Genomic DNA, 23,476 nt, shown 5'->3' with positions numbered 1-23,476 from the left:
ATGGCCGAGGCATCGCGTCCGACGTACGTCCTGGTCGACGGCGAGAACATCGACGCCACCCTCGGCACCGGCATCCTGGGCCGCCGCCCGCGCCCGGAGGAGCGCCCGCGCTGGGAGCGGCTGCTGCAGTTCGCGCGCGAGCGGTGGGGCAACGAGCCCCGCGGGCTGTTCTTCCTGGCCGCGAACAACGAGCTCCCCATGTCGTTCGTGCAGGCCCTGATCGCCATCGGCTACCGCCCCGTGCCCCTCTCCGGCGGCTCCGGCGAGAAGGTCGTCGACATCGCCATCCAGCGCACCCTCGAGGAGCTCCGGTCGCGCGAGGCCGACGTGGTGCTGGTCAGCAACGACGGCGACTTCCTCGACCAGGTCGGCGAGCTGCTCGACGGCCGCCGCGTGGGCGTGGTCGGCTTCGTCGAGTACCGCAATCAGGGCTTTCAGCAGCTCGTCGAGGACGGCTTGGAGTTCTTCGACCTCGAGTACGACGTGCAGGCGTTCAACGAGCGCCTGCCCCGCGTCCGGATCATCCCGATCGACGAGTTCGACCCGGCCCAGTTCCTCTGACCGGCGCCGGGCATGCCGCTGGCCCCACCTGGCGGTGGGGTGTGGGGCGGGGGAGTCAGCCGGGGCAGGGTGGGCCGGTCTGGATGGGCCAGGGTCGGGTGTCGTGGTCGGGCGGCGGGCCGTGCACGTCGGTGTCGACGTGGACTGGTGGGTCGAGGGTGCGGGTGCCGGTGTGGTCGACGAGGAAGTGTCGCCCGTTCGCGGTGATCCACAGGTACGTGCCGGGTTGGACGATGACGTAGCGCCAGGTGGAGAACGTCTTCGCCCGGTGATGGGACCGGCAGGCGGGGACGAGGTTGCACGGACACGTCACCCCGCCCCGGTTGTGCGGGAGGGCATGGTCGAGGTCGCAGCGCGACGCCCTGCGGCCGCACCACGGGAACGCGCAGTGGTGGTCGCGCAGCTCGACCTGGTGGCGGTGGCGGTCGGGGATCTCGTAGGAGTCGACCGGGATGTGTCCGGCGAGGTCGATCACCGGACGCACGACCACCGTCGTCCCAGAAGTGGCGAGCCACTCCTTGATCTGTGCGACGGTGATGGGGCGTTGCTGGTCCTCCCACCGCCCCACCGGCGCAGCAGTCTCACCAGTCGCGCTGGTGATGGCGGCATCCGAGACGTGGACGTTGAGCACGGCCTTCCGGCCGCGGGATGCGGTGGTGACCTCGCCGGTGGACTCGTCGACGGTCTCGAGGTCGAGGGTGAGGTCGTTGCGGGCCAAGTCGCCGACGGCGACCGCCCGCCGCACATCGAGCGTCCCGTCGTGCCCCAGCTTGCCCAACAGCACCGCGCGGCGGTTGACGGCGGTGTCGAGGTCGGCACCATCAGCGGCGTCGAGGACCCCGTCGACCTGCACGACGCCGTCGGTGACGTCGTCGAGGTGGACGTCGAACCGCCGGGAGTCCGACGACGCCTCACGCCGGGCCTCAGCCGCCTCCGGGTCGTAGAGGGTCATGGCTTCGTCGATGTGGTGCTCGACCTCCCGCCACGAACACGACCGGATGTGCGGGGCGAGCTTCCGGTCGACGTGCGCAGCGGCCTCGAGGCTGAGGTCGTGGGTGAGGTCGGCGACCCGCTCCGCCTTCCACGGCAAACAGCGGCCGGCGAGGACGGCGGCGTAGATCTGCTTGAGCCGCCACGCACATCCGATGACCCGGCCGACGTAGGCGCGGCCACCATCGGGGGTGCGTTCCAGGGTCGCGATCAGCTCCATCAGCGCGAACTCCGACACCAGTGGTGCACCTGGGCCGGCGATCGGGATCCCGGTGTCGACATAGTCCTCGATGAGGGTGGCGGCGCCTTCCTCGCAGTCCACGATGTTCTGGTCGGCCCAGGCCACGATGGCGACCCATTCCTGGATCATCAGCGACCGGCGAGCACGGACTCCACCTGCGATGTGGGCGAGCAGCTCCGCGGTCGAGCAGCCGTCGTACTGCCCTCCCTCGTCGGTGCCGGTCCGCTGTTCCATGACACTCATCAAAGCACCAGCCACCGACACATCCACGAGCCGGAAACCCGCCTGTGGACTGACGATTCTCTATCCGCGACTGTGGACGAAAGGTGGCGCAACCGGGTCGCCGCAGCAGCGATCGCGACCCCTACGGCACCCGCCCCCGCGCCCTACGCAACGGAGGCCGGCAACGCAACCCGACCCCAACCAGAACCGCCCCGGCCGTAAAAGCCCTACGGCCCGGCACCCCCTACGCAACCGCAGCCAACGGACACCCACCCACCGCCAGAGAAGCGATCAGCGCGGGTAGTACTCGTTTCGCAGCGTCGGTACGACGTTCTGCAGCACGGCCTCGGGCGGAAGCGTGACGCCGTGGCGGATGAACCCGGCGACGATGGCGGGATCCATCATCCGCTCGGGCGGGAGGCTCCACTGGTCCATCATCGGCGTGGCCATCGCGGCCGGGTGGATGGACGTGACGCGGACCGGCCAGCCACGCTCGCGGCACTCGGTCTGGACGATCTCGGCGAACTTGCCGACCGCGGCCTTGGACGCGTTGTAGGCGGCGGCTCCGGAGCCGACCGTGACGGCGCTGATCGACACGACGAAGACGAGGTCCGCGACGGTGTCGGCCGGTGCGTCGACGGCGAGCCGGCCGCGGACGAACGCGCGGCTGAGATACATCGGGCCGTGCAGGTTGACGCCGAACACCGAGTGCCACTGGTCGTCGTCGATGTCGACGAGGTCGGCTCCCCGGTCGGTGCCGGCGTTGTTGACCAGGCAGTCGAAGGCGGCGCCGTGCTGGTCGAACGCCGCCTCGACCACCGAGTCGACCTGCCCGCGGTCGGTCACGTCGAGCGACACCGCCTCGGCGCTGCCACCGCGGCCCTTCACCTGCTCCACGGTCTCGTCGGCACCGGCCTTGTCGATGTCGGCGACGAGCACGTGGGCGCCAGCGGCGGCGAAGTCGAGGCAGGTGGCGCGGCCGAGGCCGCTGCCTCCGCCGGTCACCAGGGCGGTACGGCCGTTCATCTCTTCAGTCATGCGAGACCTCCAGTCAGGTTGAGGATCATCGGGTGGCGTCGGCGAGCAGCTCGTCCCAGTCGCGGAGGAACCGGTCGACGCCGTAGCGCTCGAGCGCGTGTGCCCGGGCGGCCTTGCCGCTGGCCCGGGCGAGCTCGGGGTCGCGGAGGAAGCGGCGTACCTCCCGGGACAGGTCCTGGGCGCGCGAGGCCAACGCCCCCGCGTCTGTGGGCACGGCGACCGGCGCCTCGGTGGTGCCCACCGCGACGACCGGCATGCCGAGCATCATCGCTTCGATCAGCGACAGCCCCAGCGACGTCCACCGCGGCGTGTGCAGGTAGACGGCTCGCTGGGGGAGCTCCTCGTGGAGCCGGGACTGCGGCAGGTCCTCGTAGGTCCGGATGCCGGGGGAGCGCTCGTCCTCGCCGCCGGTCGCCAGCTCGTCGACCTTCATGCCGAACAGGTCGATCCCGTGCTGGCGGGAGACCTCGCGGATCAGGTCGGTGCCGACGAACCGGCCGCGCCGCACGGGCTCGTTGACGACGACGCCGGCGCGCGGCACCTCGCCGGTGTAGCGGTCGCCGGGGTCGATCACCCCGTGCTCGATGACCGTGGTGCGGGCGTCGCCGCAGTCCCACATCAGCTCGTTGAAGGCGGTGACGTGGACGATCGGGATGGCCCGCTGGTCGGCCAGGACGTGGCGGGTGCACGGCACGTCGCCGACCGGCGTGTTGTGCTCCACGAAGACGGCCGGCACGTCGATGCCCGGGCGCCGGCCCAGCCAGCGCGCGGCCAGCTCGACCTCGTGCGGGCGCTGGAGGAGCACGACGTCGATCGGCTCCTCGGCCAGCTGCTCGGGAGGGACCTCGACGACGCTGGCGGGCCAGTCCCAGGTCCGTGCCCGACCGAGGCCGTCCGGTCCACGGTCCGGCGTGACCGGTACGACGTACTCGTGCGGGCCCTGGACGAAGGCGGTCGCCCAGGAGCCGTGGACGTGCCAGAGCAGGACGCGCATGCCTCGGTCAGTGCCCACCAGCGCCCGTTCCATGCGCCCGCGCAAACGATCTGTCGGAGAACCGTTTGTCGGAAGTGCTTTAGGGCACCGCAGTGGATGTTGCTTGGTTTCCTCAATGTTGCTCCACCTCGGGAGGTTTCGTGAAGGTCCTCGGCATCAACGCGCTGTTCCACGACCCCGCGGCCGCGCTGGTGGTGGACGGCCGGTGCGTCGCGGCCGCCGAGGAGGAGCGGTTCACCCGCCGCAAGCACGGGCACGCCAACGTCGCCTTCGCCGGCTGGGAGCTGCCCGGGGAGGCCGCGCGCTGGTGCCTCGCGACGGCGGGCCTCGCCGCGTCCGACCTCGACGCCGTGGCCTACTCCTACGACCCGTCGCTGGCGGAGCCGCCGGAGGCGCTGGGCGTCCACGACCCGTGGGACCACCTGCGCCAGACCTACGCCCGGCACGCGCCCACGATGCTCGCCGAGGAATTGCCCGGGCTCGACCCCGCCAACGTGGTCTTCGTGCCGCACCACATGGCCCACGCGGGCTCCGCCGCCCTCGCGGCCCCCGTGCCGGACGCCGACGTGCTCGTCCTCGACGGACGAGGGGAGTGCGGCAGCCACCTCGCCGGGCGGTACGACGGCGGACGGCTCACCGTCCACGCGGGCCAGCGCCTCCCGCACTCGCTCGGTCTGCTCTACGAGGACGTCACCGCACACCTCGGGTTCAAGCGGTCGAGCGACGAGTACAAGGTGATGGCGTTGGCGTCGTACGGCACGCCGCGGTTCCTGCCGGAGCTGCGCGAGGCCGTCGCCGCCGGTGAGGACGGCGGGTTCCGAATCGACCCGATCGAGTGGGGCGCCCTGGTGAAGCGGCGCGAGTCCAGCGACCCGTGGTCCTCCGAGCACGCGGACCTCGCCGCGTCGGTGCAGGCGCGGCTGGAGGAGGTCCTGGTCGACCTCGCGCGCTGGTTGCGCGACCGCACCGGCGGCGACCGGCTGACGATGGCCGGCGGCGTCGCGCTCAACTGCGTGGCCAACACGCGCGTCTTCGAGCGCAGCGGCTACTCCGACGTGTGGGTGCAGCCGGCCGCGGGCGACGCCGGGACCGCGCTCGGCGCGGCGCTCCACCTCGTCGCCGACCGCGGCGACAGCGTGCACCCGATGCCGGGCGCCGACCTCGGCCGCGGCTGGAGCGACGAGGAGATCGAGGCGGTCCTGCGCAACGCGCAGCTGCCCTACGAGCGGCCCGACGACGTGGCGGAGGCGGTGGCGGAGGTGCTCGCCGACGACGGGGTCGTCGGGTGGTTCCAGGGCCGCAGCGAGTACGGCCCGCGCGCCCTGGGCCGGCGCTCGCTGCTCGCGCACGCCGGCCACGCCCACAACGTCGAGCGGCTCAACGACGTCAAGGGCCGCGAGGAGTTCCGCCCCGTGGCGCCGATGGTGCGTCTCGAGCGGGCCCCGCAGATCCTCGAGCGCGGCCCCATCCCGTCGCCGCACATGCTCTTCGTCCACGACGTCAAGCCCGAGTGGCGCGACCGCATCCCCGCCGTGGTGCACGTCGACGGCACCGCCCGTGCGCAGACCGTCGATCCCGAGAAGGACCCGCTCCTCGACCGGATGCTCGCGTCGTTCGAGCGCCGCACCGGCCTGCCGGTCGTGGTCAACACCAGCTTCAACACCGCCGGCCGGCCGATGGTCGACACACCGCACGACGCGCTCGAGGTGTTCGGCAGCGCTCCGATCGCGATGCTTGCGATCGGCCCCTTCGTCGTACGACGCAAGGCGCTCGCATGACGTCGTCGACGACGATCGTGGTGCCGACCATCGGGCGGGCGAGCCTGCACCACCTCCTGGCCGCGCTGGCGCACCAGGACCAGCCGGTCACTGCGCCGGTCGTGGTCGTCGACGACCGGCCGTCCGGCCCGCCGCTCGACCCGGCCGAGCTCGACCCCACCGGCACCCTCGACGTCCGCGTCGCCCGGTCGGGAGGAGGCGGCCCCGCCCGCGCCCGCAACCTCGGTTGGCGCCGGGCCCGCACGCCGTGGGTGAGCTTCCTCGACGACGACGTCGTCGTCCCGCCCGACTGGTTCGGCAGGCTGCTGGTGGACCTCGAGCGTGCCGAGGCCGGCGCCCTCGTCGGCAGCCAGGCACGGATCGTGGTGCCGCGGCCGGAGGGCCGCCGGCCCACCGACGACGAGCGCTCGACGCTCGGCCTCGCGGACGCCGCGTGGATCACCGCCGACATGTCGTTCCGCCGGGACGCCCTGGCCGAGGTCGGTGGCTTCGACGAGCGGTTCGGACGGGCGTTCCGGGAGGACACCGACATCGCCCTGCGGCTGGGCGCCGATCGCGGCACGATCGGCTATGGCGCGCGGCAGACGGTCCACCCGGTCCGGCAGGACGGCTTCTGGGCCAGCGTGAAGCGCCAGCGCGGCAACGCCGACGACCAGCTGATGCGTCGGCTGCACGGCCGCGACTGGTGGCAGCGCGGTCGATCGCCGAAGGGCCGCTTCGGCCGCCATGTCGCGGTCACCGCCCTGGGCCTCGCCGCCGGCGTCGCCACGGCCACGGGTCACCGTCGCATCGCTGCGCTCACCGGTCTCGGCTGGCTCGCCGGCACGGCCGAGTTCACCGCCGTGCGGGTGCTTCCGGGTCCCCGCGACGCCACCGAGCTCGCCCGGATGACGCTGACCAGCGCCGTGATCCCTCCGGTCGCGGTCTGGCACGCGGTCCGCGGGCGCGTGCAGCACCGCCACCAGACGCCGTGGAAGGGCGCCCCGGACGCCGTGCTGTTCGACCGCGACGGCACCCTCGTCCACGACGTCCCCTACAACGGCGACCCGGCGCGCGTGCGTCCGATGGAGCAGGCGCGGGAGGTGCTCGACCGGCTGCGCGACGAGGGCGTCCGCGTCGCGGTGGTCACCAACCAGTCCGGCATCGCCCGCGGGATGCTCGAGCCCGCGCAGGTCGAGAGCGTCAACCGCCGTGTCGAGGAGCTGCTCGGCCCGCTCGAGGGCTTCTACGTCTGTCCGCACGGTCCGCAGGACGACTGTGAGTGCCGCAAGCCGGCGCCGGGCATGGTGCTCAAGGCCTGCGCCGACCTCGGCGTCGACCCGTCCCGGGTCGTCGTCGTGGGCGACATCGGCTCCGACGTCCGGGCGGCGCAGGCGGCGGGCGCGGCCGCCGTGCTGGTCCCCACGCCGGTGACCCTCGGCGACGAGGTCCTCGAGGCCCCGATCGTCGCCGACGACCTGCGCCAGGCGGCCGATCTGATCCTCGGGGGGCAGTGGTGACCCATTGCCTCGCGGTCCGGCTCGACAGCCTCGGTGACGTCCTCGTCACCGGCCCGGCGATCCGCGCCCTGCGCGAGACCTGCGACCGGCTCACCCTGCTCTGCGGTCCCCGCGGCCGGGCGGCCGCCGAGCTGCTCCCCGGCGTCGACGAGGTGGTCTGCTGGGAGGCTCCCTGGATCGACCCCGAGCCCGACGCGGTCGACCCCGAGCACGTCGAGGCGCTGCGCTCCCACGTGGCCGGCCTCGGCGTCGACCGGGCCGTGGTCTTCACCTCCTTCCACCAGTCCGCGCTGCCGACCGCGCTCGTGCTGCGCCTGGCGGGCGTGCCGTGGGTCGGCGCCGTCAGCCGCGACTACCCCGGGTCGCTGCTCGACCTGCGGCTCCGCGAGCCCGACGTGATCCCGGAGGCCGAGGCGCAGCTGCGGCTGGCGGTCGCGTGCGGCGGCCGGCTCCCCGAGGGCGACGACGGCGGCCTGCAGGTGCGGATCGACCCCGGCGTCCTCCCGGAGCAGGTCCGCTCGGCGTCGTACGTCGTCCTGCACCCGGGCACGTCGGTGGCCGCCCGCGCATGGCCGGTCGAGCGGTTCCGCGAGGCGGCGCAGGCGCTCGTGGCCGACGGCTTCCTGGTGGTGGTCACCGGCGCACCGGACGAGGCGGAGCTCACGGCCGAGGTCGCCTCCGGCACGCCCGGCGTCGTCGACCTCGGCGGGCGCACCGACCTCGCGGGGCTCGGTGCGGTGCTCGCCGGAGCCGACGTCGTCGTGGTCGGCAACACCGGCCCCGCCCACCTCGCCGCGGCCGTCGGGACCCCAGTGGTCTCCCTGTTCGCGCCGACCGTCCCCCCGACCCGCTGGGCGCCGTACGGCGTGCCGCTGGTGCTCCTCGGTGACCAGGACGCCCCGTGCGCCGGGACCCGCGCCACCTCGTGCCCGGTCCCCGGCCACCCCTGTCTCTCGTCGGTCACCGCGGCCGACGTGGTGGATGCGGTCCACCGGCTCCGGCTCGGCGCCGAGGACCTCCGACCCGCGGAAGGGGTTGCCTCATGAGGATCTCACTGGTCTCCGAGCACGCGAACCCGCTCGCTGCGCTGGGCGGGGAGGACGCCGGCGGGCAGAACGTGCACGTCGCCCAGCTCGCCGCCGGCCTCGCCGCGCGGGGGCACGAGGTCGTCGTGCACACCCGCCGCGACCGCGCGGACGGACCCGACCGGGTCCGCGCGCCGGGCGGCTACGTCGTCGACCACGTCGCCGCCGGACCCGCGGTGCCGATCCCCAAGGACGAGATCGCCCACCACCTCGACGAGCTGGCCGCCGGGCTGGCGGACCGGTGGACGGCACGGCCGCCCGACGTCGTGCACGCGCACTTCTGGATGAGCGGCGTGGCGTCGGTGGAGGCGGCCGGGTCGGTCGCCCGGTCGCTCGGCCGCCCGGTGCCGGTGCTGCAGACCTTCCACGCGCTGGGCGTGGTCAAGCGCCGCCACCAGGGGGCCGCCGACACCAGCCCCCCGTGCCGGATCGAGATGGAGCGCCGCCTCCTGCACGACACCCAGCACGTGATCGCGACCTGCTCCGACGAGGTCCGCGAGCTGCGCGAGCTCGGTCTGCCGGCCGGGCGGGCGAGCGTCATCCCGTGCGGTGTGGACACCCGGCGCTTCCTGCCCGCCTCCGGGTCGGGCTCCCGGCGACGCGGCCGGCGCCCCCGCCTGGTCGCCGTCGGCCGGCTGGTCCCACGCAAGGGCTTCGCCACCGTGATCGAGGCGCTGGCCGGCGTGCCCGACGCCGAGCTGCTGGTCGTGGGCGGGCCGCCGGCCGAGCTGCTCGACACCGACCCCGAGGTCCGCCGGCTGGCCGAGGTGGCCGCCTCCTGCGGCGTCACCGACCGCGTCCGCTTCGTCGGCGCCCTGCCGCCGGAGGACATGCCGCGGGTGCTCGCGTCCAGCGACGTCGCGGTGACCGGCGCGTGGTACGAGCCGTTCGGCATCGTGCCGGTCGAGGCGATGGCGTGCGGCCTGCCGGTCGTGGCCACCGACGTCGGCGGACACCGCGACACCGTCGTCCCCGGGACGACCGGCGAGCTGGTGCCGCCCAAGGACCCGGCGGCGATGGCCGCCGCGCTGCGCGGCCTGCTGGCCGACGACCGCGAACGCAAGGAGTACGGCGCCGCCGGTCGGCGCCGTGCCGAGGAGCTCTACGACTGGAGGACCGTGGTGGAACGCACGGAAGTGGTCTATCGAGCGGCGCACGGGGCTCCCCGTCCGGCCGCCACCATGGCGGTGCGCGAACAGCGGGGGGTGCGCCGATGAGCATGCTCGCCTCCCGTCCCGGGACCCGCTGCGCCCACGAGCACCTCGCCAGCCTGTCCGCCGCCCTGCCGGCGTTCGGCCGCTGCGTCGACGTCGTCGACGACTGGGGCGTCCGGCTCACGCCCGTGCTGCGCTCCGGTGGGCGGCTGCTCGCGGCCGGCAACGGCGGCAGCGCCGCCCAGGCGCAGCACCTGACCGCGGAGCTGGTGGGCCGGTTCCGCGAGGACCGCCGACCGCTGTCCGCGCTGTGTCTCAGCGCCGAGACCTCGAGCCTCACCGCGATCATCAACGACTACCCGCCCGAGGAGCTCTTCGCCCGCCAGGTGGAGGCGCACGCCCGCCCCGGCGACGTGCTGGTGCTGCTGTCGACCAGCGGCCGCAGCCCCAACGTCGTCGCGGCCGCCGAGCGGGGCCGGGAGGTCGGGGCGAAGGTGTGGGCGCTGACCGGCCCCGCCCCGAACCCGCTGGCCGACGTCGCCGACGAGGTCTGCGCGGTCGACTCCGACTACACCGCGACCGTCCAGGAGCTGCACCTGGTGGCCGTGCACATGATGTGCGCGGCGGTCGACCGCGAGCTCGGCGTGATCGGGGCCCACGGATGACCGGTCCCCTCGTGGTGGTCGGTGACGCGCTCCTCGACGTCGACGTCCGCGGCAGCGCCGAGCGGTTGGCGCCCGACGCCCCCGTGCCCGTCGTCGACGTCGCCGGCCAGTCCGAGCGCCCCGGAGGCGCCGGGCTCGCAGCCGTGCTCGCGGCGCGGCTCGCCGGGGACCGGCGCGAGGTGGTGCTGGTCGCGCCACTGGCCGACGACGAGGCCGGGCAGCGGCTGCGCGACCTGCTGGCCGAGGCCGGCGTGACCGTCGTGGCGCTGCCCCACTCCGGCCGCACCACCGTCAAGCGGCGGGTGCTGGCCCAGGACGGTCGCCCCCTGCTGCGGCTCGACGAGGGTGGCGGTGCCTGCGCCGGTCCGCTTCCGGCCGACGCCGCGCGAGCGCTGGCCGCGGCCGATGCCGTGCTCGTGGCCGACTACGGGCAGGGCACCACGGCGTCGCCGGAGGTCCGGGACGCGCTCGCCGGGGTCCGCGGCCGGATGGTGTGGGACCCCCACCCGCGGGGTGCCGCGCCCGTGGCCGGCGTCGACCTGGCGACACCCAACGACAAGGAGGCCACCGCGTTCGGTGCCGGGGTCGAGGGCACCGGCCTGCGGGCGGTCGCCACGCGCGCCGACCTGCTGCGCGAGCGCTGGCAGGCGCGGGCCGTCACGGTCACGCTCGGCAGCCGCGGTGCCCTGCTGAGCGCGGGCGGCCCGCCGAGCGTCGTACCACCGCCGCCGGGTGGGGCGGCCGGTCCCGTGGACCCGTGCGGCGCGGGTGACTGCTTCGCCGGTGCGGCGGCGCTCGCGCTGGCCGACGGCGCCCTGGTCTCCGAGGCCGTCGAGCGGGCTGTCGCCGCGGCGTCGGCGTTCGTGCGCTCCGGCGGCGTGCACGGCTCCGCCGAGGAGGAGGCGGTCCGGGCCGCCGGCGCGGCGACCGGTCTCGACGCCGCCCGTGCGGTCGCGACCCGGGTGGGGCAGGGCGGCGGCACCGTGGTCGCGACGGGCGGCTGCTTCGACCTGCTGCACGCCGGCCACGTCGCGACCCTGCGCGCGGCCCGGGCCCTGGGCGACTGCCTGGTCGTGCTGGTCAACTCCGACGCGTCGGTGCGCCGGCTCAAGGGGCCGAGCCGCCCGGTGGTGCCCGAGGCCGACCGGGTGCAGGTGCTCGCGGCCCTCGACTGCGTCGACGCGGTGGTGCTCTTCGACGACGACACCCCGATCCCGACCCTCGAGGAGCTGCAGCCCGCGGTCTGGGCGAAGGGTGGCGACTACTCCGGCACGGCGCTCCCCGAGGCGCCGGTGCTCGAGCGCTGGGGCGGCGTCGCCGTGGTGCTGCCCTACCTGGAGGGGCGGTCCACGACCGGCATCGTGTCGCGCGTGGCGGCCGCGGTCGGGTGACCGGCGCGCCCGTGCGCCGCTGCCTGGTGCTGCGCGCGATCGGCCTGGGCGACTTCCTCACCGGCGTGCCGGCGCTGCGCGCGCTGCGGCGGGCGCTGCCCGGCGCCGAGATCACCCTGGCCGCACCGGCGGCGCTCTCGCCGCTCGTGGCGCTGTCCGGGGCCGTCGACCGGCTGCTGACGACGCCGGACCTCGGCCCGATCGCCTGGGACGGGCCGCCGCCCGACCTCGCCGTCGACCTGCACGGCAACGGGCCGGCGAGCAAGATCCCGCTGCAGGAGCTCGGTCCCACGCGGCTGCTCGCCTTCGCCGGCCCCGGCCGCGGCGGGCTCGCGGTGGACGGGCCGCAGTGGCGGCGCGACGAGCACGAGCGGGTGCGGTGGTGCCGGCTGGTCGGCGAGGGGCTGGGCGTTCCGGCCGATCCCGACGACCTGCTGCTGGCCCGCCCCTCCCCGGCGACCGACCCGGCCGCCGGCCCGGTCGTGATCCACCCCGGCGCGGCGTTCCCGAGCAGGTGCTGGCCCGTCGAACGCTTCGCCGCGGTCGCCGCCGAGCTCGCCACCCATGCACCGGTCGTGGTCACCGGCTCCACTGCGGAGCTGCCCCTCGCCGAGGCGGTACGACGCCAGGCCGGCCTGCCGGCCGACGCGGTCCTGGCCGGGCGGACCGACCTGGCGGGCCTGGCGGCTGTGGTGGCCGGGGCGCGGCTGGTCGTCAGCGGCGACACCGGCATCGCGCATCTCGCGTCCGCCTTCGCGACCCCGTCGGTCGTCCTCTTCGGCCCGATCCCGCCCGACTGGTGGGGTCCGCCGGCCTCCGGGCCGCACGTCGCGCTCTGGCACGCCGAACCGGGCGAGCTCGGCGACCCGCACGGCGCCGAGACCGACGAGCGGCTGCTGCGGATCGGCGTCGACGACGTGCTCCGCGCGGCTCGCGCGGCGCTCCGCGCCGACGAGCGGGTCCGCTAGACCCAGCGGGAGAACCAGACCCGGTCGAGCCACTCGCTGTGCGTGAGCATCTGGTTGGTCCAGATCGGCCAGAACCAGGCGAAGTTCACCAGGGTCAGGATCACGAACGCGCCGCCGACCACCACCCCCGCGGTGCGGCGGGCCGACGGGAGCCGGGAGGGCCCGATCAAGGTGCCGATCGTCAGCGTCGTCGCGATCACCGTGAAGGGCAGGATCGCGACGGCGTAGAAGAGGAAGATCGGGCGGTCGTCGTACAGCAGCCAGGGCAGCCAGGTCGAGAGGGCGCCGACCACGGCGACGCCGTACCTCCAGTCCCGGGCGCCGAGCCACATCAGCACCGCGAACATGAGCGCGAGCGCGCCGCCCCACCACAGCACCGGCGTGGGCACCAGCAGCACCTGCTTGATGCAGTGGCTGTCCGCGGGCGCGTCGCAGCCCGGCTTGTCGGGCGGGATGTCGTTGGTGACGGCCACGCCGACGGGGCGGTTGACCAGCAGCCAGCCCGAGGGCTTGGACGCGTAGAAGTGCTCGGAGCAGTTCAGGAAGTGCGTGTGGAAGGTGTAGACGTCCTGGTGGTAGTACCAGAGCGACCGCAGGGACTGGACGATCTCGCCCGGCCCGTCCGCGTCCTTCTCGGTGGCGGTGGGCCAGCGCCGGTCCTCGTCGAGGTCGGTGGCGACGTAGGAGTCGTCGTCCTCGGCGCAGTGCCCCTGGCCGGTGTACTGGCGGTACTGGGTGGCGCTGAGGTGCTCCTCGTACTCGTCGGCGTGCGCCAGCCAGCCTCCCCAGGTGGCGATGTAGACCAGCGCCGCGACCACGACCAGGTGCACGAAGGCGGGGATGCCGTCGGCGACCGCGCCCTTCAGCACCGGCCACCGGATGCCGTGCGACCGCCGGGCGCCCGCGCTCCAGATCCAGCACAGCAGGCCGAACGCCGCCAGCGGGTAGAGCGCGGTCCACTTCGTGCCGACGGCGAGACCGAAGCACACGCCCGCGGCGAGCAGCCACGGCCGGAACAGGATCCGCGGTCCCCAGCGCCGGTGGGACCCGCCCCACCGCGCCGCCAGCCGGGCCCGGTGCCAGTCCCGGTCGGCGACCAGGCAGGCGACCCCGCACAGCAGGAACAGGGCCAGGAAGATGTCGAGCAGCGCCAACCGGGACAGCACGAAGTGCAGCCCGTCGAGCATCAGCAGCACGCCCGCGACGCAGCCCAGGAGCGTGGAGCCGGTCATCCGTCGTACCAGCCGGCACATCACCAGCACCATCAGCGCGCCCGCCACCGCGGAGGCGATCCGCCAGCCGAACGGGTCCATGCCGAACAGGTGCTCACCGCCCGCGATCAGCCACTTGCCGACGTCGGGGTGGACCGCCAGGGACGGGTCGCCGGTCCACAGCCCGTCGGTCCGGCCGGCGAGGATGTCGTCGTTGATCTCGTTGTCGGGGTTGCCGTCGACGTCCTTGAGGTAGGTCTGGATGTAGCCGTTGTTGAGCAGCGACCACGCGTCCTTGGCGTAGTAGGTCTCGTCGAAGGCGAACCGGTTCGGGTTGCCCAGCCCCACCAGCCGCAGCCCGAGGGCGAGCAGGGTCACGCCGAGGGGTCCGAGCCAGCCGAGCAGCCGCCGGCGGCGCCCCAGCCGGCGCAGCGGGCCCAGCGCGCGCTCGGCGGCGGGAGGCACGCGGCGTCCCGTCGCGGTGGTCGAGAGGGTGGTGAGGCGCTCGGGCCGCCCCGTCCCCTCCTCCACCGCGGTCACGATCGGGAAGCCTACGCAAGGCGGCGCCCGTCAGGAGAGCATCCCCGTCGGGATGCGAGGATCGGGACGTGAGCGGAGTGCTGGTGCTGGCGGGCACGCCCATCGGGCAGGTGGGCGACGCACCGCCCCGGCTGGCGGCCGAGCTGGCGTCCGCCCACGTCGTCGCGGCCGAGGACACCCGGCGGCTGCGCCGGCTCGTGGGCGACCTCGGCATCGAGCTCGCCGGGCGGGTGGTGTCCTACTTCGAGGGCAACGAGGCCGCCCGCACGCCGGCGCTCCTGGAGTCGCTGCTGGCCGGCGAGCGGGTGGTGCTGGTGACCGACGCCGGCATGCCCAGCGTCTCCGACCCCGGCTACCGCCTGGTCGCGGCCTGCGTGGACGCGGGAGTGCGGGTGACCGCCGTACCCGGCCCGTCCGCGGTGCTCACCGCGCTGGCCGTGTCCGGCCTGCCGGTCGACCGGTTCTGCTTCGAGGGCTTCCTGCCCCGCAAGGCGGGGGAGCGCTCGCGCCGGCTCGCCGCGCTGGCGGCCGAGGAGCGGACCATGGTGTTCTTCGAGGCGCCGCACCGCACGCTCGCGGCGCTCGAGGCGATGCGGGCCGCGTTCGGCGACGACCGTCCCGCGGCGGTGTGCCGCGAGCTGACCAAGACCCACGAGGAGGTACGCCGCGGGCCGCTGGCCGAGCTCGCCGGCTGGGCCGCCGCCGGCGTGCGCGGCGAGGTGACGGTCGTCGTGTCCGGCGCGGAGGCAGGAGCCGGCGTGGCGAGCGACCCCGCCAGCCTGCGCGCCGCGGTCGCCGAGCTGGAGGCGACCGGGATGCGGCGCAAGGAGGCGATCGCCGCGGTCGCCGCGCAAGCAGGACTGCCGAAACGGGAGGTCTACCAGGTGGTGCACGTCGATGACTGACCGTCCGCCCGTCCCCGAGCCGCTGCCGCACCCGGTCGTGGACAACCACTGCCACCTCGACGTGGGACGCGACGGCGAGCCGTGGGACGTCGACGAGGCCATCGCTGCCGCCGCGTCCGTCGGCGTCACCCGGATCGTGCAGATCGGCTGCGACCGGGAGGCGGCCCGGTGGGCGGTGGAGGCGGCCGCGGCCCGGCCGGAGCTCGTGGCGGGAGTCGCGCTGCACCCCAACGAGGCGCCGCGGCTGGCCGAGCGGGGCGAGCTGGAGGCGGCGTGGGCCGAGATCGAGGAGCTGGCTGCGGCGCACGACAAGGTGCGCGCGGTCGGCGAGACCGGCCTCGACGCCTTCCGCACCGGGCCGGAGGGGCGCGCGGTCCAGGTCGAGTCGTTCCGGTGGCACGTCGACCTCGCCAAGCGGCTCGACCGGGCCCTGGTGATCCACGACCGGGACACCCACGACGAGGTGCTCGAGGTGATCGACGCCGAGGGCGCCCCGGACCGGTGGGTGATGCACTGCTTCTCCGGCGACGCCGCCTTCGCCCGGGCCTGCCTGGACCGCGGGGCGTGGCTGTCCTTCGCCGGCACCGTCACCTTCAAGAACGCCGCGCCGCTGCGGGAGGCGCTGCGCCTGGCGCCGCGCGACCGGATCCTGGTCGAGACAGACGCGCCGTACCTCACGCCGCACCCGCACCGGGGCCGCACCAACGCGTCGTACCTGGTCCCGCTGACCGTGCGGGCGATGGCCGAGGAGCGCGGCGAGGACCTCGCCGAGCTGTGCGCGGCGATCGACCGGAACACCGAGGAGGCGTTCGGCGGCTCGTGGTGAGTCCGGTCACGTCGCCCGCGTCAGCAGCGCCGACGGTTTGCAATTCGGTGCCGGCGTCGGTTCTGGTAGAGACCAGAAGGCCGGGATCGGGGGTTGATTCCGACCAGCTCCGGGAGCCCGTCGCGGGTTCCCCGGGGCCTGGGGGAGGTGTGCTGGACAGTGCGCTGCGTCCTGGGCGCACGCTGGTCTCCCGAGGCCCGGGGAGTACGACCATCGGAGAATCGTGCGACTTGCACACCCGACCCTTTCCCTGTTCCACAAGCTGACCCGCAGCCGCGTCGCGATCGTCGCGACCCTGGCCGCGATCCTGCTGGCCGTCTCCGGAGTGACCTACGGCTACACCTCGATGAGCAACGAGGTCACCCTCGCCGTCGACGGTGAGGAGCGCTCGGTGACCACGATGGGCGACACCGTCGAGGACGTGCTCCGCGACGAGGGCGTCGACGTCGGCGAGCGCGACCTCGTGCAGCCCGAGCTCGACGAGGAGATCGACGAGGGCGACAAGATCGCCGTGGTCTTCGCCAAGCCGATCGAGCTGACCGTCGACGGCGAGACCAGCACCCACTGGGTCACCGCGACCGACGTCCAGGGCGCGCTCGCCCAGATCGGCACCGTCCACCGCGACAGCCGCCTCTCGACCAGCCGCGGCATGACGCTGAGCCGCGACGGCGCGTCGATCGAGGTCGTCACCCCGAAGAAGCTGACCTTCCGCCTCGCCGGCAAGAAGCCGGTCAAGCGCGAGGTCACCGCCCTGACCGTCGAGGAGGCGCTCGACCAGGTCGGCGTCGAGCTCGACCGGCACGACGTCGTACGGCCGAAGCCGGGGAAGACCGTCGCCGACGGCGACCGCATCGTCTTCACCGACATCGAGGTGAAGAAGCGCGACGTCGAGGGCGAGGCCGTCGAGGCTCCCGTCCGCCGGGTCGAGGACGACTCCATGCTCGAGGGCCGCTCCGAGGTGGTCGAGGAGGGTGCCGACGGTCGCCGCGACGTGACCTACCGGCTGACCGTCCGCAACGGCGACGTCGTACGCCGCGTCGTGGTCCGCCAGGACGTCACGAAGCAGCCGCAGGCCCGCGTCGTGCGGGTCGGCACCAAGGAGCCCGCTCCCGAGCCGGCACCCAACTACGCCGGCGGCGGCACCGTCTGGGACCGCCTCGCGCAGTGCGAGTCGGGCGGCAACTGGGCCACCAACACGGGCAACGGCTACTACGGCGGCCTGCAGTTCAGCGCCGCCACCTGGCGCTCGGTCGGCGGCTCCGGCCTCCCGCACCAGCACAGCCGCGAGGAGCAGATCAGGCGCGGCCAGATCCTCCAGTCCCGCGCCGGTTGGGGCCAGTGGCCCCACTGCTCCGCCCAGCTCGGCCTCCGCTGACCCACCCCACGAAGTGGCAGGTTCCGGCGCGCGAAGTGGCAGGTTCCGGCGCGCGAGGTGGCAGGTTCTGGCGCGCGAGGTGGCAGGTCTGACACCTCGCGCGCCGGGCCGGCCGGCTCGCCGCGCCGAAACCACCCACTTCGTGCGCCAGAACCTGCCACCTCGTGCATCACTAGGGTGGGCGCATGGCTGACACCTCCGCGCCGCGGCTGCTGGGCCCGGCGGAGGTTCGGGAGATCGCCGCGCGGCTCGACCTGCGCCCGACCAAGCAGCGGGGGCAGAACTTCGTCATCGACGCCAACACCGTACGGCGGATCGTCCGCGAGTCCGGCGTGGTGGACGGCGAGGTGGTGCTCGAGGTCGGTCCCGGGCTCGGGTCGCTGACCCTCGCGCTGCTCGAGGTGGGCGCGGAGGTGACTGCGGTCGAGGTCGACCCGCTGCTCGCCGAGGAGCTGCCGGCGACCGTCCGCGCGTTCGCGCCCGGCCACGCCGACCGTCTCCGCGTGGTGCTCGCCGACGCGATGACCGTCACCGAGCTCCCCGGACCGGCGCCGCAGGCGCTGGTCGCCAACCTCCCCTACAACGTCTCGGTGCCGGTGCTGCTGCACCTGATGGCGCTGCTGCCGTCGCTGGAGCACGGCCTGGTGATGGTGCAGTCCGAGGTCGCCGACCGGCTGGCTGCCCCTCCGGGCTCGCGCACCTACGGCGTCCCGTCGGCGAAGGCCGCCTGGTACGCCGACGTACGACGCGCCGGGGCGATCGGCCGCAACGTGTTCTGGCCCGCGCCCAACGTCGACTCCGGGCTGGTCGCGTGGACCCGCCGCGAGCCGCCGACGACCGCGGTGACGCGGCAGCAGGTGTTCGCCGTGATCGACGCGGCGTTCGCCCAGCGCCGCAAGGCGCTCCGCGGCGTGCTGCGCGGGCTCGCCGGAAGTGCCGAGGCCGCCGAGGCCGCGCTGCGGCGCGCGGGCGTCGATCCGCTGGCACGCGGGGAGTCCCTGGGGATCGACGAGTTCGTGGCCGTCACGGTCGCCCTGTCAGACTCGGGAACGTCCGAGCGGGAGGGGGAGCCGCACGATGTCTGAGGCGAGGGTTGCGCCGGCGCCGCGCGTCACCGTCCGCGCGCCAGCGAAGATCAACCTGCACCTGGGCGTCGGCCGCCCGCGCCCCGACGGCCTGCACCCGCTGTCGACGGTCTACCAGGCCGTCGGGCTGTACGACGACGTCACGGTCACTGACGCCCCGGACTGGTCGGTCGGGCTGACCGCCCCCATCGACGGCGTGCCCCTCGACGACACCAACATCGCGATCCGGGCTGGCCGGGCGCTGGTCGCCCACCACGACATCGACCGCGCCGCTCGGATCACCATCGCGAAGGGGATCCCGGTGATGGGCGGGATGGCCGGCGGCTCGGCCGACGCGGCGGCCACGCTGCTCGCACTCGACCGGCTCTGGGACCTGCAGACCCCCGACGACGAGCTGCTCCGGATCGCCGGCACGCTCGGCAGCGACGTCCCGTTCGCACTGCTCGGCGGTACGGCGATGGGCACCGGCCACGGCCAGCTCGTCAGCGCGGTGACCGACGAGACCTCGGTGTGGTGGGTCGTCGTGCTCTCCGACGAGGGGCTGTCCACGCCGGCGGTCTACCGCCACTTCGACGAGCTCTCGCCGGACGCGCCGGTGCAGCCGCCGGTGCCGGAGGACCTGCTCGACGCGCTCGCCGACGGCTACACCGGCGAGGTCGGCGACCTCCTCGACAACGACCTGTGGGACGCCGCGCGCGACCTGCGGCCGGACCTGGTGCAGGTGGAGGCCGAGCTCCGCGGCATCGGCGCCGAGGGCGTGCTGCTCTCCGGTTCCGGCCCGACGTTGCTGATGCTGCACGACACGGTGGAGGCGGCACGCCGGGCGGCGGCCGAGCTGACCGCCCGAGGCCACCGCTGCACCCTCGCGCCGGGGCCGGTGGCCGGCGCGCACGTGGTGACCTATGCCTGACCCGCGCCAGGGCGGCAGCCTGCTCAACCTCGAGCGCGTCTCCAAGTCGTACGGCGTCCGCCCGCTCCTCACCGACGTGTCGCTCGGCGTGGGCGCCGGTGAGCGGATCGGCATCGTCGGTCGCAACGGCGACGGCAAGACCACGCTGCTGCGGATCATGACGGGTGCCGAGGAGCCCGACGCGGGGCGCGTGTCGCGCCAGCGGGGGCTGCTCGTCGGCGTGCTGGCGCAGCAGGACGACTTCGAGGACACCCACACGGTCCGCGAGGTGGTGCTGCAGGGGAAGGCCGACCACGAGTGGGCGGCGGACTCGCGGCTGCGCGAGATCGTCGAGGTGCTGCTGGCGGGCGTCGACCTCGACCGCGCGGTGCTAGGTCTCTCCGGCGGCGAGCGCCGCCGGTGCGCGCTGGCCGGCCTGCTGCTCAACGAGCACGACCTGGTGGTCCTGGACGAGCCGACCAACCATCTCGACGTGGAGGCGGTCGCCTGGCTGGCCGGCCACCTCGCCAACCGCCAGTCCGCGCTCGTGGTGGTCACCCACGACCGGTGGTTCCTCGATGCGGTGTGCCAGCAGACCTGGGAGGTGCACGACGGGGTGGTCGACACCTACGAGGGCGGCTACGCCGCCTTCGTGCTGGCGAAGGCCGAGCGTCAGCGACAGGCCGCGGCGTCCGAGGCCCGGCGGCAGAACCTGGTCCGCAAGGAGCTGGCCTGGCTGCGGCGCGGCGCTCCGGCTCGCACCTCGAAGCCGAAGTTCCGGATCGACGCCGCCAACGCGCTCATCGAGGACGTGCCGCCTCCGCGCGACCGGCTCGAGCTGGAGCGGTTCGCGACGCAGCGGCTCGGCAAGGACGTCGTCGACCTCGAGGACGTCGACTTCGCCCGCGGCGACCGGGTGCTCCTGAAGCACGCCACCTGGCGGCTCGGGCCCGGCGACCGGGTCGGTCTCGTCGGGGTCAACGGCGCCGGCAAGACGTCGGTGCTCTCGCTGCTGGCCGGCGAGGCGCACCTCAGTGCGGGCAGGGTCCGGCACGGGCGCACGGTGGCGCTGCAGCACCTCTCGCAGAGCGTCGAGGTCGACGACCCGGAGGCGCGGGTGCTCGCGACCGTGGAGTCGATCAGGCGGGTCGCGAAGACCCTCGACGGGGAGCTGTCGGCGACGTCGCTGCTCGAGCGCTTCGGCTTCACCGGCGACCGGCTGACCGCCCGGATCGGCGACCTCTCCGGCGGCGAGCGGCGCCGGTTCCAGCTGCTCCGGCTGCTGCTGACCGAGCCCAACGTGCTGCTGCTCGACGAGCCCACCAACGACCTCGACATCGAGACCCTCAACGTGCTGGAGGACTTCCTCGACGGCTGGCCCGGCACACTGGTGGTCGTCTCCCACGACCGCTACTTCCTCGAGCGCGTCTGCGACTCCGTGTGGGCGCTGCTCGGCGACGGCCAGATCTCCATGCTGCCCCGCGGCGTCGACGAGTACCTCGAGCGGCGTCGTACGGCCCTGGCCAGCGAGTCCAGGCCGGAGGCCCGTCAGGTCGACGCGCCGGAACCCGAGGATCGACGAGCGGCGCGGGCCGGGTCCGCGGAGGAGCGGGCGGCGAAGAAGACGGTGGCGCGGCTGGACAAGCAGCTGGCGCGGCTCGCGGCACGGGAGGCGGAGTTGACGGCGGCCTTGGCCGAGCACGCCAGCGACCCCGAGCGGCTGACCGAGGTCGCGGCCGAGCTGACCGCGCTGCAGGAGGAGAAGGACGCCGCCGAGCTGGAGTGGCTGGAGGCCGCCGAGCTCCTCGAGTGAGCGTCGGTCAGGTGCCGAACGGCACCAGCAGCCGCCGCAGCAGCTCGGCGAGCTGGCGCTGCTCCGCGGCCGACATGCCCACCAGCAGCTCCTTCTCCGCGTCGAGCAGCGCTCCGAACGCGCCGTCCACCGCCTGCTTGCCCTCGGGGGTGAGCCGCACGAGCACGCCACGACGGTCCATCGGGTCGGGATGGCGCTCGACCAGGTTGCGCGCCGCCAGCCGGTCGACCCGGTTGGTCATCGTCCCGCTGGTCACCAGCGTCTCGCGCAGCAGCCGGCCCGGCGACAGCTCGTACGGCGTCCCGGCCCGGCGCAGTGCGGCCAGCACGTCGAACTCCCACGGCTCGATGTCGTGCGCGGTGAAGGCCTGGCGGCGCGCCCGGTCGACGTGGTGCCCGAGCCGGGAGATGCGGCTGAAGACCGCGACCGGCGCCAGGTCGAGGTCGCTGCGCTCGCGGGCCCACGCCTCGAGCAGCTCGTCGACCTCGTCGCGCATGGAGGCAGCCTATCGGACCGGTCGAGAATCTTGATGTCAAGATAGAGGGGGCGTTAGGGTCGCGCCGTGGACCAGCGCGTGACGCACCTCGACCGGGTCAGCCTCACCAGCCTCGTCTGGGGCGACGTCGACGACGCGGGCCGCCCGCTCGCCGTGCTGCTGCACGGGTTCCCCGACACCGCCCACACCTGGCGCCACCTGGGCCCGGCGCTGGCCGACGCCGGCTACCGCGTCGTGGCGCCGTTCACCCGCGGCTACGCGCCCAGCACCATCCCCAGCGACGGCAGCTATCACGTGCCGGCGCTGATGGACGACGCGCTCGCCCTCCACCGGGCGTACGACGGCGACGACCGCGCCCTTCTCGTCGGCCACGACTGGGGCGCGATCACGGCCAACGGCATCGCCGCCTCCGACGCCAACCCGTTCGGCGCGATCGTGACGATGGCGGTGCCGCCGTTCTCCGTGATGAACCCGCGCCGCGACGACCTGACCCGCTGGCTGCGGATCCTGCCGCGCCAGGCCGCGATGAGTTGGTACACCGTCTTCAACCAGCTGCCGACGCTGCCCGAGCGCAGCTTCGACCGCCTGGTCGCCCACCTGTGGCGCACCTGGTCGCCCGGCTACGACGCGCGCACCGACCTCGCTCACCTGGCCGCGGCCCTGCCCGACGAGGCGCACAAGGCGGCCGCGATCGGCTACTACCGCGCCCAGCCCCGGCAGCGCCGGCTCCCGGGCCGCTACCAGCCGTTCGCCCACGACTGGGTCGCCGAGCCGAAGGTCCCGCTGCTCTACCTCCAGGGCGCCGACGACGGCTGCCTCGACCCCCGGTGGGCCGGACGGATCGGCGGCCGACTGCCCGCGGGCAGCGTGGTCGCGGTCGTCGAGGGCGCCGGGCACTTCCTCCAGCTCGAGCGGCCCGACGTCGTGAACCAGCGGATCCTCGACCACGTGGGAGCACATGCGTGAGCCACACCTGGGACGCCCAGCACTACCTCGCCTACGCCGACGAACGCGGCCGGCCGTTCGTCGAGCTCGTCGCGCGGATCAGGGCCGAGCAGCCACGCACCGTCGTCGACCTGGGCTGTGGCCCCGGCAACCTCACCTCCCTTCTCGCCGACCGCTGGCCGGACGCCGCGGTCGCCGGTGTCGACTCCAGTGCTGCCATGATCGAGGCGGCCACCGACAGTTCGGCGTCCGAGCGGGTCGTCTTCCACAGGGCCGACCTGCGGGAGTGGCTCGCCACGCGCGCCGAGCCGGTGGACGTGGTGGTCTCCAACGCCGCCCTGCAGTGGGTCCCCGGCCACCTCGACCTGATGCCGTCGCTGGTCGAGGCCGTCGCGCCCGGCGGCTGGCTCGCCTTCCAGGTGCCCGGCAACTTCGGCGAGCCAAGCCACACCCTCCGCGCCCGGCTCGCCGCGGAGCCGCCGTACGACGCGCACACGGCGGGCGTCGCCGCGCCCGACGCCCACGACGCGGCGACCTACCTGCGCGCCCTCCAGGGCCTGGGCTGCGACGTCGACGCGTGGGAGACGACCTACCTCCATGTCCTGCGCGGACCCGATCCGGTGTTCGGCTGGATCTCCGGCACCGGTGCCCGCCCGACGCTCCAGGCGCTTCCGGACGACCTGCGGCCGCGGTTCGAGGAGGAGCTCAAGGCGCGGCTGCGGGCGGCGTACCCCGACGACGGCCACGGCGTCGTGCTGCCGTTCCGCCGCGTGTTCGTCGTCGCCCGCCGGGCTGCTTGACTTCC

21 protein-coding genes are annotated in these 23,476 nt (G+C 74.3%); 16 read left to right on the top strand and 5 right to left on the bottom strand.

The features are described 5' to 3' along the window. Complete coding sequence (locus tag ACPOLA_RS00225) at positions 1 to 561, top strand: NYN domain-containing protein (RefSeq protein ID WP_435768335.1); 561 nt, start codon at positions 1 to 3, stop codon at positions 559 to 561. A 55-nt stretch (positions 562 to 616) separates the two neighbouring features. On the opposite strand, the gene ACPOLA_RS00220 is transcribed toward ACPOLA_RS00225, so the two are convergent. The 3 genes from ACPOLA_RS00220 to ACPOLA_RS00210 form a co-directional block, all read right to left on the bottom strand. Next, entirely contained in the window at positions 617 to 2,026 is a 1,410-nt protein-coding gene (locus ACPOLA_RS00220) for an HNH endonuclease signature motif containing protein (RefSeq protein WP_435768334.1), read from the bottom strand. Positions 2,027 to 2,305: 279 nt separating this feature from the next. Then, positions 2,306 to 3,052, bottom strand: a complete 747-nt coding sequence (locus tag ACPOLA_RS00215; RefSeq protein WP_435768333.1) for an SDR family NAD(P)-dependent oxidoreductase — start codon at positions 3,050 to 3,052, stop codon at positions 2,306 to 2,308. A gap of 25 nt (positions 3,053 to 3,077) precedes the next feature. Continuing rightward, positions 3,078 to 4,046: a glycosyltransferase gene (locus ACPOLA_RS00210; RefSeq protein ID WP_435768332.1), complete on the bottom strand. Its 969-nt coding sequence runs from the start codon at positions 4,044 to 4,046 to the stop codon at positions 3,078 to 3,080. A 140-nt stretch (positions 4,047 to 4,186) separates the two neighbouring features. Between ACPOLA_RS00210 and ACPOLA_RS00205 the strand changes: the two genes are divergently transcribed. Genes ACPOLA_RS00205 through ACPOLA_RS00175 form a run of 7 tightly spaced genes read left to right on the top strand, consistent with a single transcriptional unit; the run spans position 4,187 to position 12,586 of the window. Then, complete coding sequence (locus tag ACPOLA_RS00205) at positions 4,187 to 5,824, top strand: carbamoyltransferase family protein (RefSeq protein ID WP_435768331.1); 1,638 nt, start codon at positions 4,187 to 4,189, stop codon at positions 5,822 to 5,824. Then, positions 5,821 to 7,323 (top strand): HAD-IIIA family hydrolase, encoded by a 1,503-nt coding sequence (locus tag ACPOLA_RS00200; protein WP_435768330.1) that lies wholly within the window; start codon positions 5,821 to 5,823, stop codon positions 7,321 to 7,323. The genes ACPOLA_RS00205 and ACPOLA_RS00200 overlap by 4 nt, the downstream gene beginning before the upstream one ends. After that, positions 7,320 to 8,369 carry a glycosyltransferase family 9 protein gene (locus tag ACPOLA_RS00195; RefSeq protein ID WP_435768329.1) on the top strand — a complete coding sequence of 350 codons (1,050 nt, stop codon included), beginning with the start codon at positions 7,320 to 7,322 and terminating at the stop codon, positions 8,367 to 8,369. Before ACPOLA_RS00200 ends, ACPOLA_RS00195 begins: the two co-directional genes overlap by 4 nt. Continuing rightward, entirely contained in the window at positions 8,366 to 9,625 is a 1,260-nt protein-coding gene (locus ACPOLA_RS00190) for a glycosyltransferase (protein WP_435768328.1), read from the top strand. Before ACPOLA_RS00195 ends, ACPOLA_RS00190 begins: the two co-directional genes overlap by 4 nt. After that, positions 9,622 to 10,227 carry a D-sedoheptulose-7-phosphate isomerase gene (locus ACPOLA_RS00185; RefSeq protein ID WP_435768327.1) on the top strand — a complete coding sequence of 202 codons (606 nt, stop codon included), beginning with the start codon at positions 9,622 to 9,624 and terminating at the stop codon, positions 10,225 to 10,227. Before ACPOLA_RS00190 ends, ACPOLA_RS00185 begins: the two co-directional genes overlap by 4 nt. Then, a complete protein-coding gene (locus ACPOLA_RS00180; protein ID WP_435768326.1) occupies positions 10,224 to 11,618 on the top strand; it encodes a PfkB family carbohydrate kinase in 1,395 nt (464 codons plus the stop codon). The genes ACPOLA_RS00185 and ACPOLA_RS00180 overlap by 4 nt, the downstream gene beginning before the upstream one ends. Continuing rightward, positions 11,615 to 12,586 (top strand): glycosyltransferase family 9 protein, encoded by a 972-nt coding sequence (locus ACPOLA_RS00175; protein ID WP_435768325.1) that lies wholly within the window; start codon positions 11,615 to 11,617, stop codon positions 12,584 to 12,586. The genes ACPOLA_RS00180 and ACPOLA_RS00175 overlap by 4 nt, the downstream gene beginning before the upstream one ends. Here the strand turns inward: ACPOLA_RS00175 and ACPOLA_RS00170 are convergent. Then, positions 12,583 to 14,337 (bottom strand): dolichyl-phosphate-mannose--protein mannosyltransferase, encoded by a 1,755-nt coding sequence (locus tag ACPOLA_RS00170; RefSeq protein ID WP_435768324.1) that lies wholly within the window; start codon positions 14,335 to 14,337, stop codon positions 12,583 to 12,585. The genes ACPOLA_RS00175 and ACPOLA_RS00170 overlap by 4 nt on opposite strands. A gap of 77 nt (positions 14,338 to 14,414) precedes the next feature. Here ACPOLA_RS00170 and rsmI point away from each other — a divergent pair, with 77 nt between their 5' ends. The 6 genes from rsmI to ACPOLA_RS00140 all read left to right on the top strand — a co-directional run bounded on the left by rsmI (position 14,415) and on the right by ACPOLA_RS00140 (position 21,230). Then, positions 14,415 to 15,242 (top strand): 16S rRNA (cytidine(1402)-2'-O)-methyltransferase, encoded by an 828-nt coding sequence (gene rsmI / locus ACPOLA_RS00165; protein WP_435768508.1) that lies wholly within the window; start codon positions 14,415 to 14,417, stop codon positions 15,240 to 15,242. Further along, a complete protein-coding gene (locus tag ACPOLA_RS00160) occupies positions 15,235 to 16,068 on the top strand; it encodes a TatD family hydrolase (RefSeq protein ID WP_435768323.1) in 834 nt (277 codons plus the stop codon). The genes rsmI and ACPOLA_RS00160 overlap by 8 nt, the downstream gene beginning before the upstream one ends. 223 nt (positions 16,069 to 16,291) lie before the next feature. Continuing rightward, positions 16,292 to 17,443: a resuscitation-promoting factor gene (locus ACPOLA_RS00155; RefSeq protein ID WP_435768322.1), complete on the top strand. Its 1,152-nt coding sequence runs from the start codon at positions 16,292 to 16,294 to the stop codon at positions 17,441 to 17,443. 185 nt (positions 17,444 to 17,628) lie between these two features. After that, the gene (gene rsmA / locus ACPOLA_RS00150) at positions 17,629 to 18,528 is read left to right on the top strand and encodes a 16S rRNA (adenine(1518)-N(6)/adenine(1519)-N(6))-dimethyltransferase RsmA (RefSeq protein WP_435768321.1); all 900 of its coding nucleotides are present in this window, start codon (positions 17,629 to 17,631) and stop codon (positions 18,526 to 18,528) included. Next, positions 18,521 to 19,438, top strand: a complete 918-nt coding sequence (locus ACPOLA_RS00145; protein WP_435768320.1) for a 4-(cytidine 5'-diphospho)-2-C-methyl-D-erythritol kinase — start codon at positions 18,521 to 18,523, stop codon at positions 19,436 to 19,438. The genes rsmA and ACPOLA_RS00145 overlap by 8 nt, the downstream gene beginning before the upstream one ends. Next, positions 19,431 to 21,230 (top strand): ABC-F family ATP-binding cassette domain-containing protein, encoded by a 1,800-nt coding sequence (locus ACPOLA_RS00140; RefSeq protein ID WP_435768319.1) that lies wholly within the window; start codon positions 19,431 to 19,433, stop codon positions 21,228 to 21,230. Before ACPOLA_RS00145 ends, ACPOLA_RS00140 begins: the two co-directional genes overlap by 8 nt. Before the next feature lie 7 nt (positions 21,231 to 21,237). Here ACPOLA_RS00140 and ACPOLA_RS00135 read toward each other — a convergent pair whose 3' ends face one another. Next, complete coding sequence (locus ACPOLA_RS00135) at positions 21,238 to 21,726, bottom strand: MarR family winged helix-turn-helix transcriptional regulator (protein WP_435768318.1); 489 nt, start codon at positions 21,724 to 21,726, stop codon at positions 21,238 to 21,240. 66 nt (positions 21,727 to 21,792) lie between these two features. Here ACPOLA_RS00135 and ACPOLA_RS00130 point away from each other — a divergent pair, with 66 nt between their 5' ends. Together ACPOLA_RS00130 and ACPOLA_RS00125 are read left to right on the top strand one after the other, a co-directional pair. Further along, positions 21,793 to 22,692, top strand: coding sequence for an alpha/beta fold hydrolase (locus ACPOLA_RS00130; RefSeq protein WP_435768317.1), 900 nt, complete (start codon positions 21,793 to 21,795; stop codon positions 22,690 to 22,692). After that, a complete protein-coding gene (locus tag ACPOLA_RS00125) occupies positions 22,689 to 23,471 on the top strand; it encodes a methyltransferase domain-containing protein (RefSeq protein WP_435768316.1) in 783 nt (260 codons plus the stop codon). Before ACPOLA_RS00130 ends, ACPOLA_RS00125 begins: the two co-directional genes overlap by 4 nt. Positions 23,472 to 23,476: the final 5 nt, after the last annotated feature.

The organism is Nocardioides proteolyticus, assembly GCF_051280635.3.
Lineage (GTDB): Bacteria > Actinomycetota > Actinomycetes > Propionibacteriales > Nocardioidaceae > Nocardioides.
Note: the sequence above shows the minus strand (reverse complement) of the source record. Positions and strands in the feature narration are given on the sequence as shown.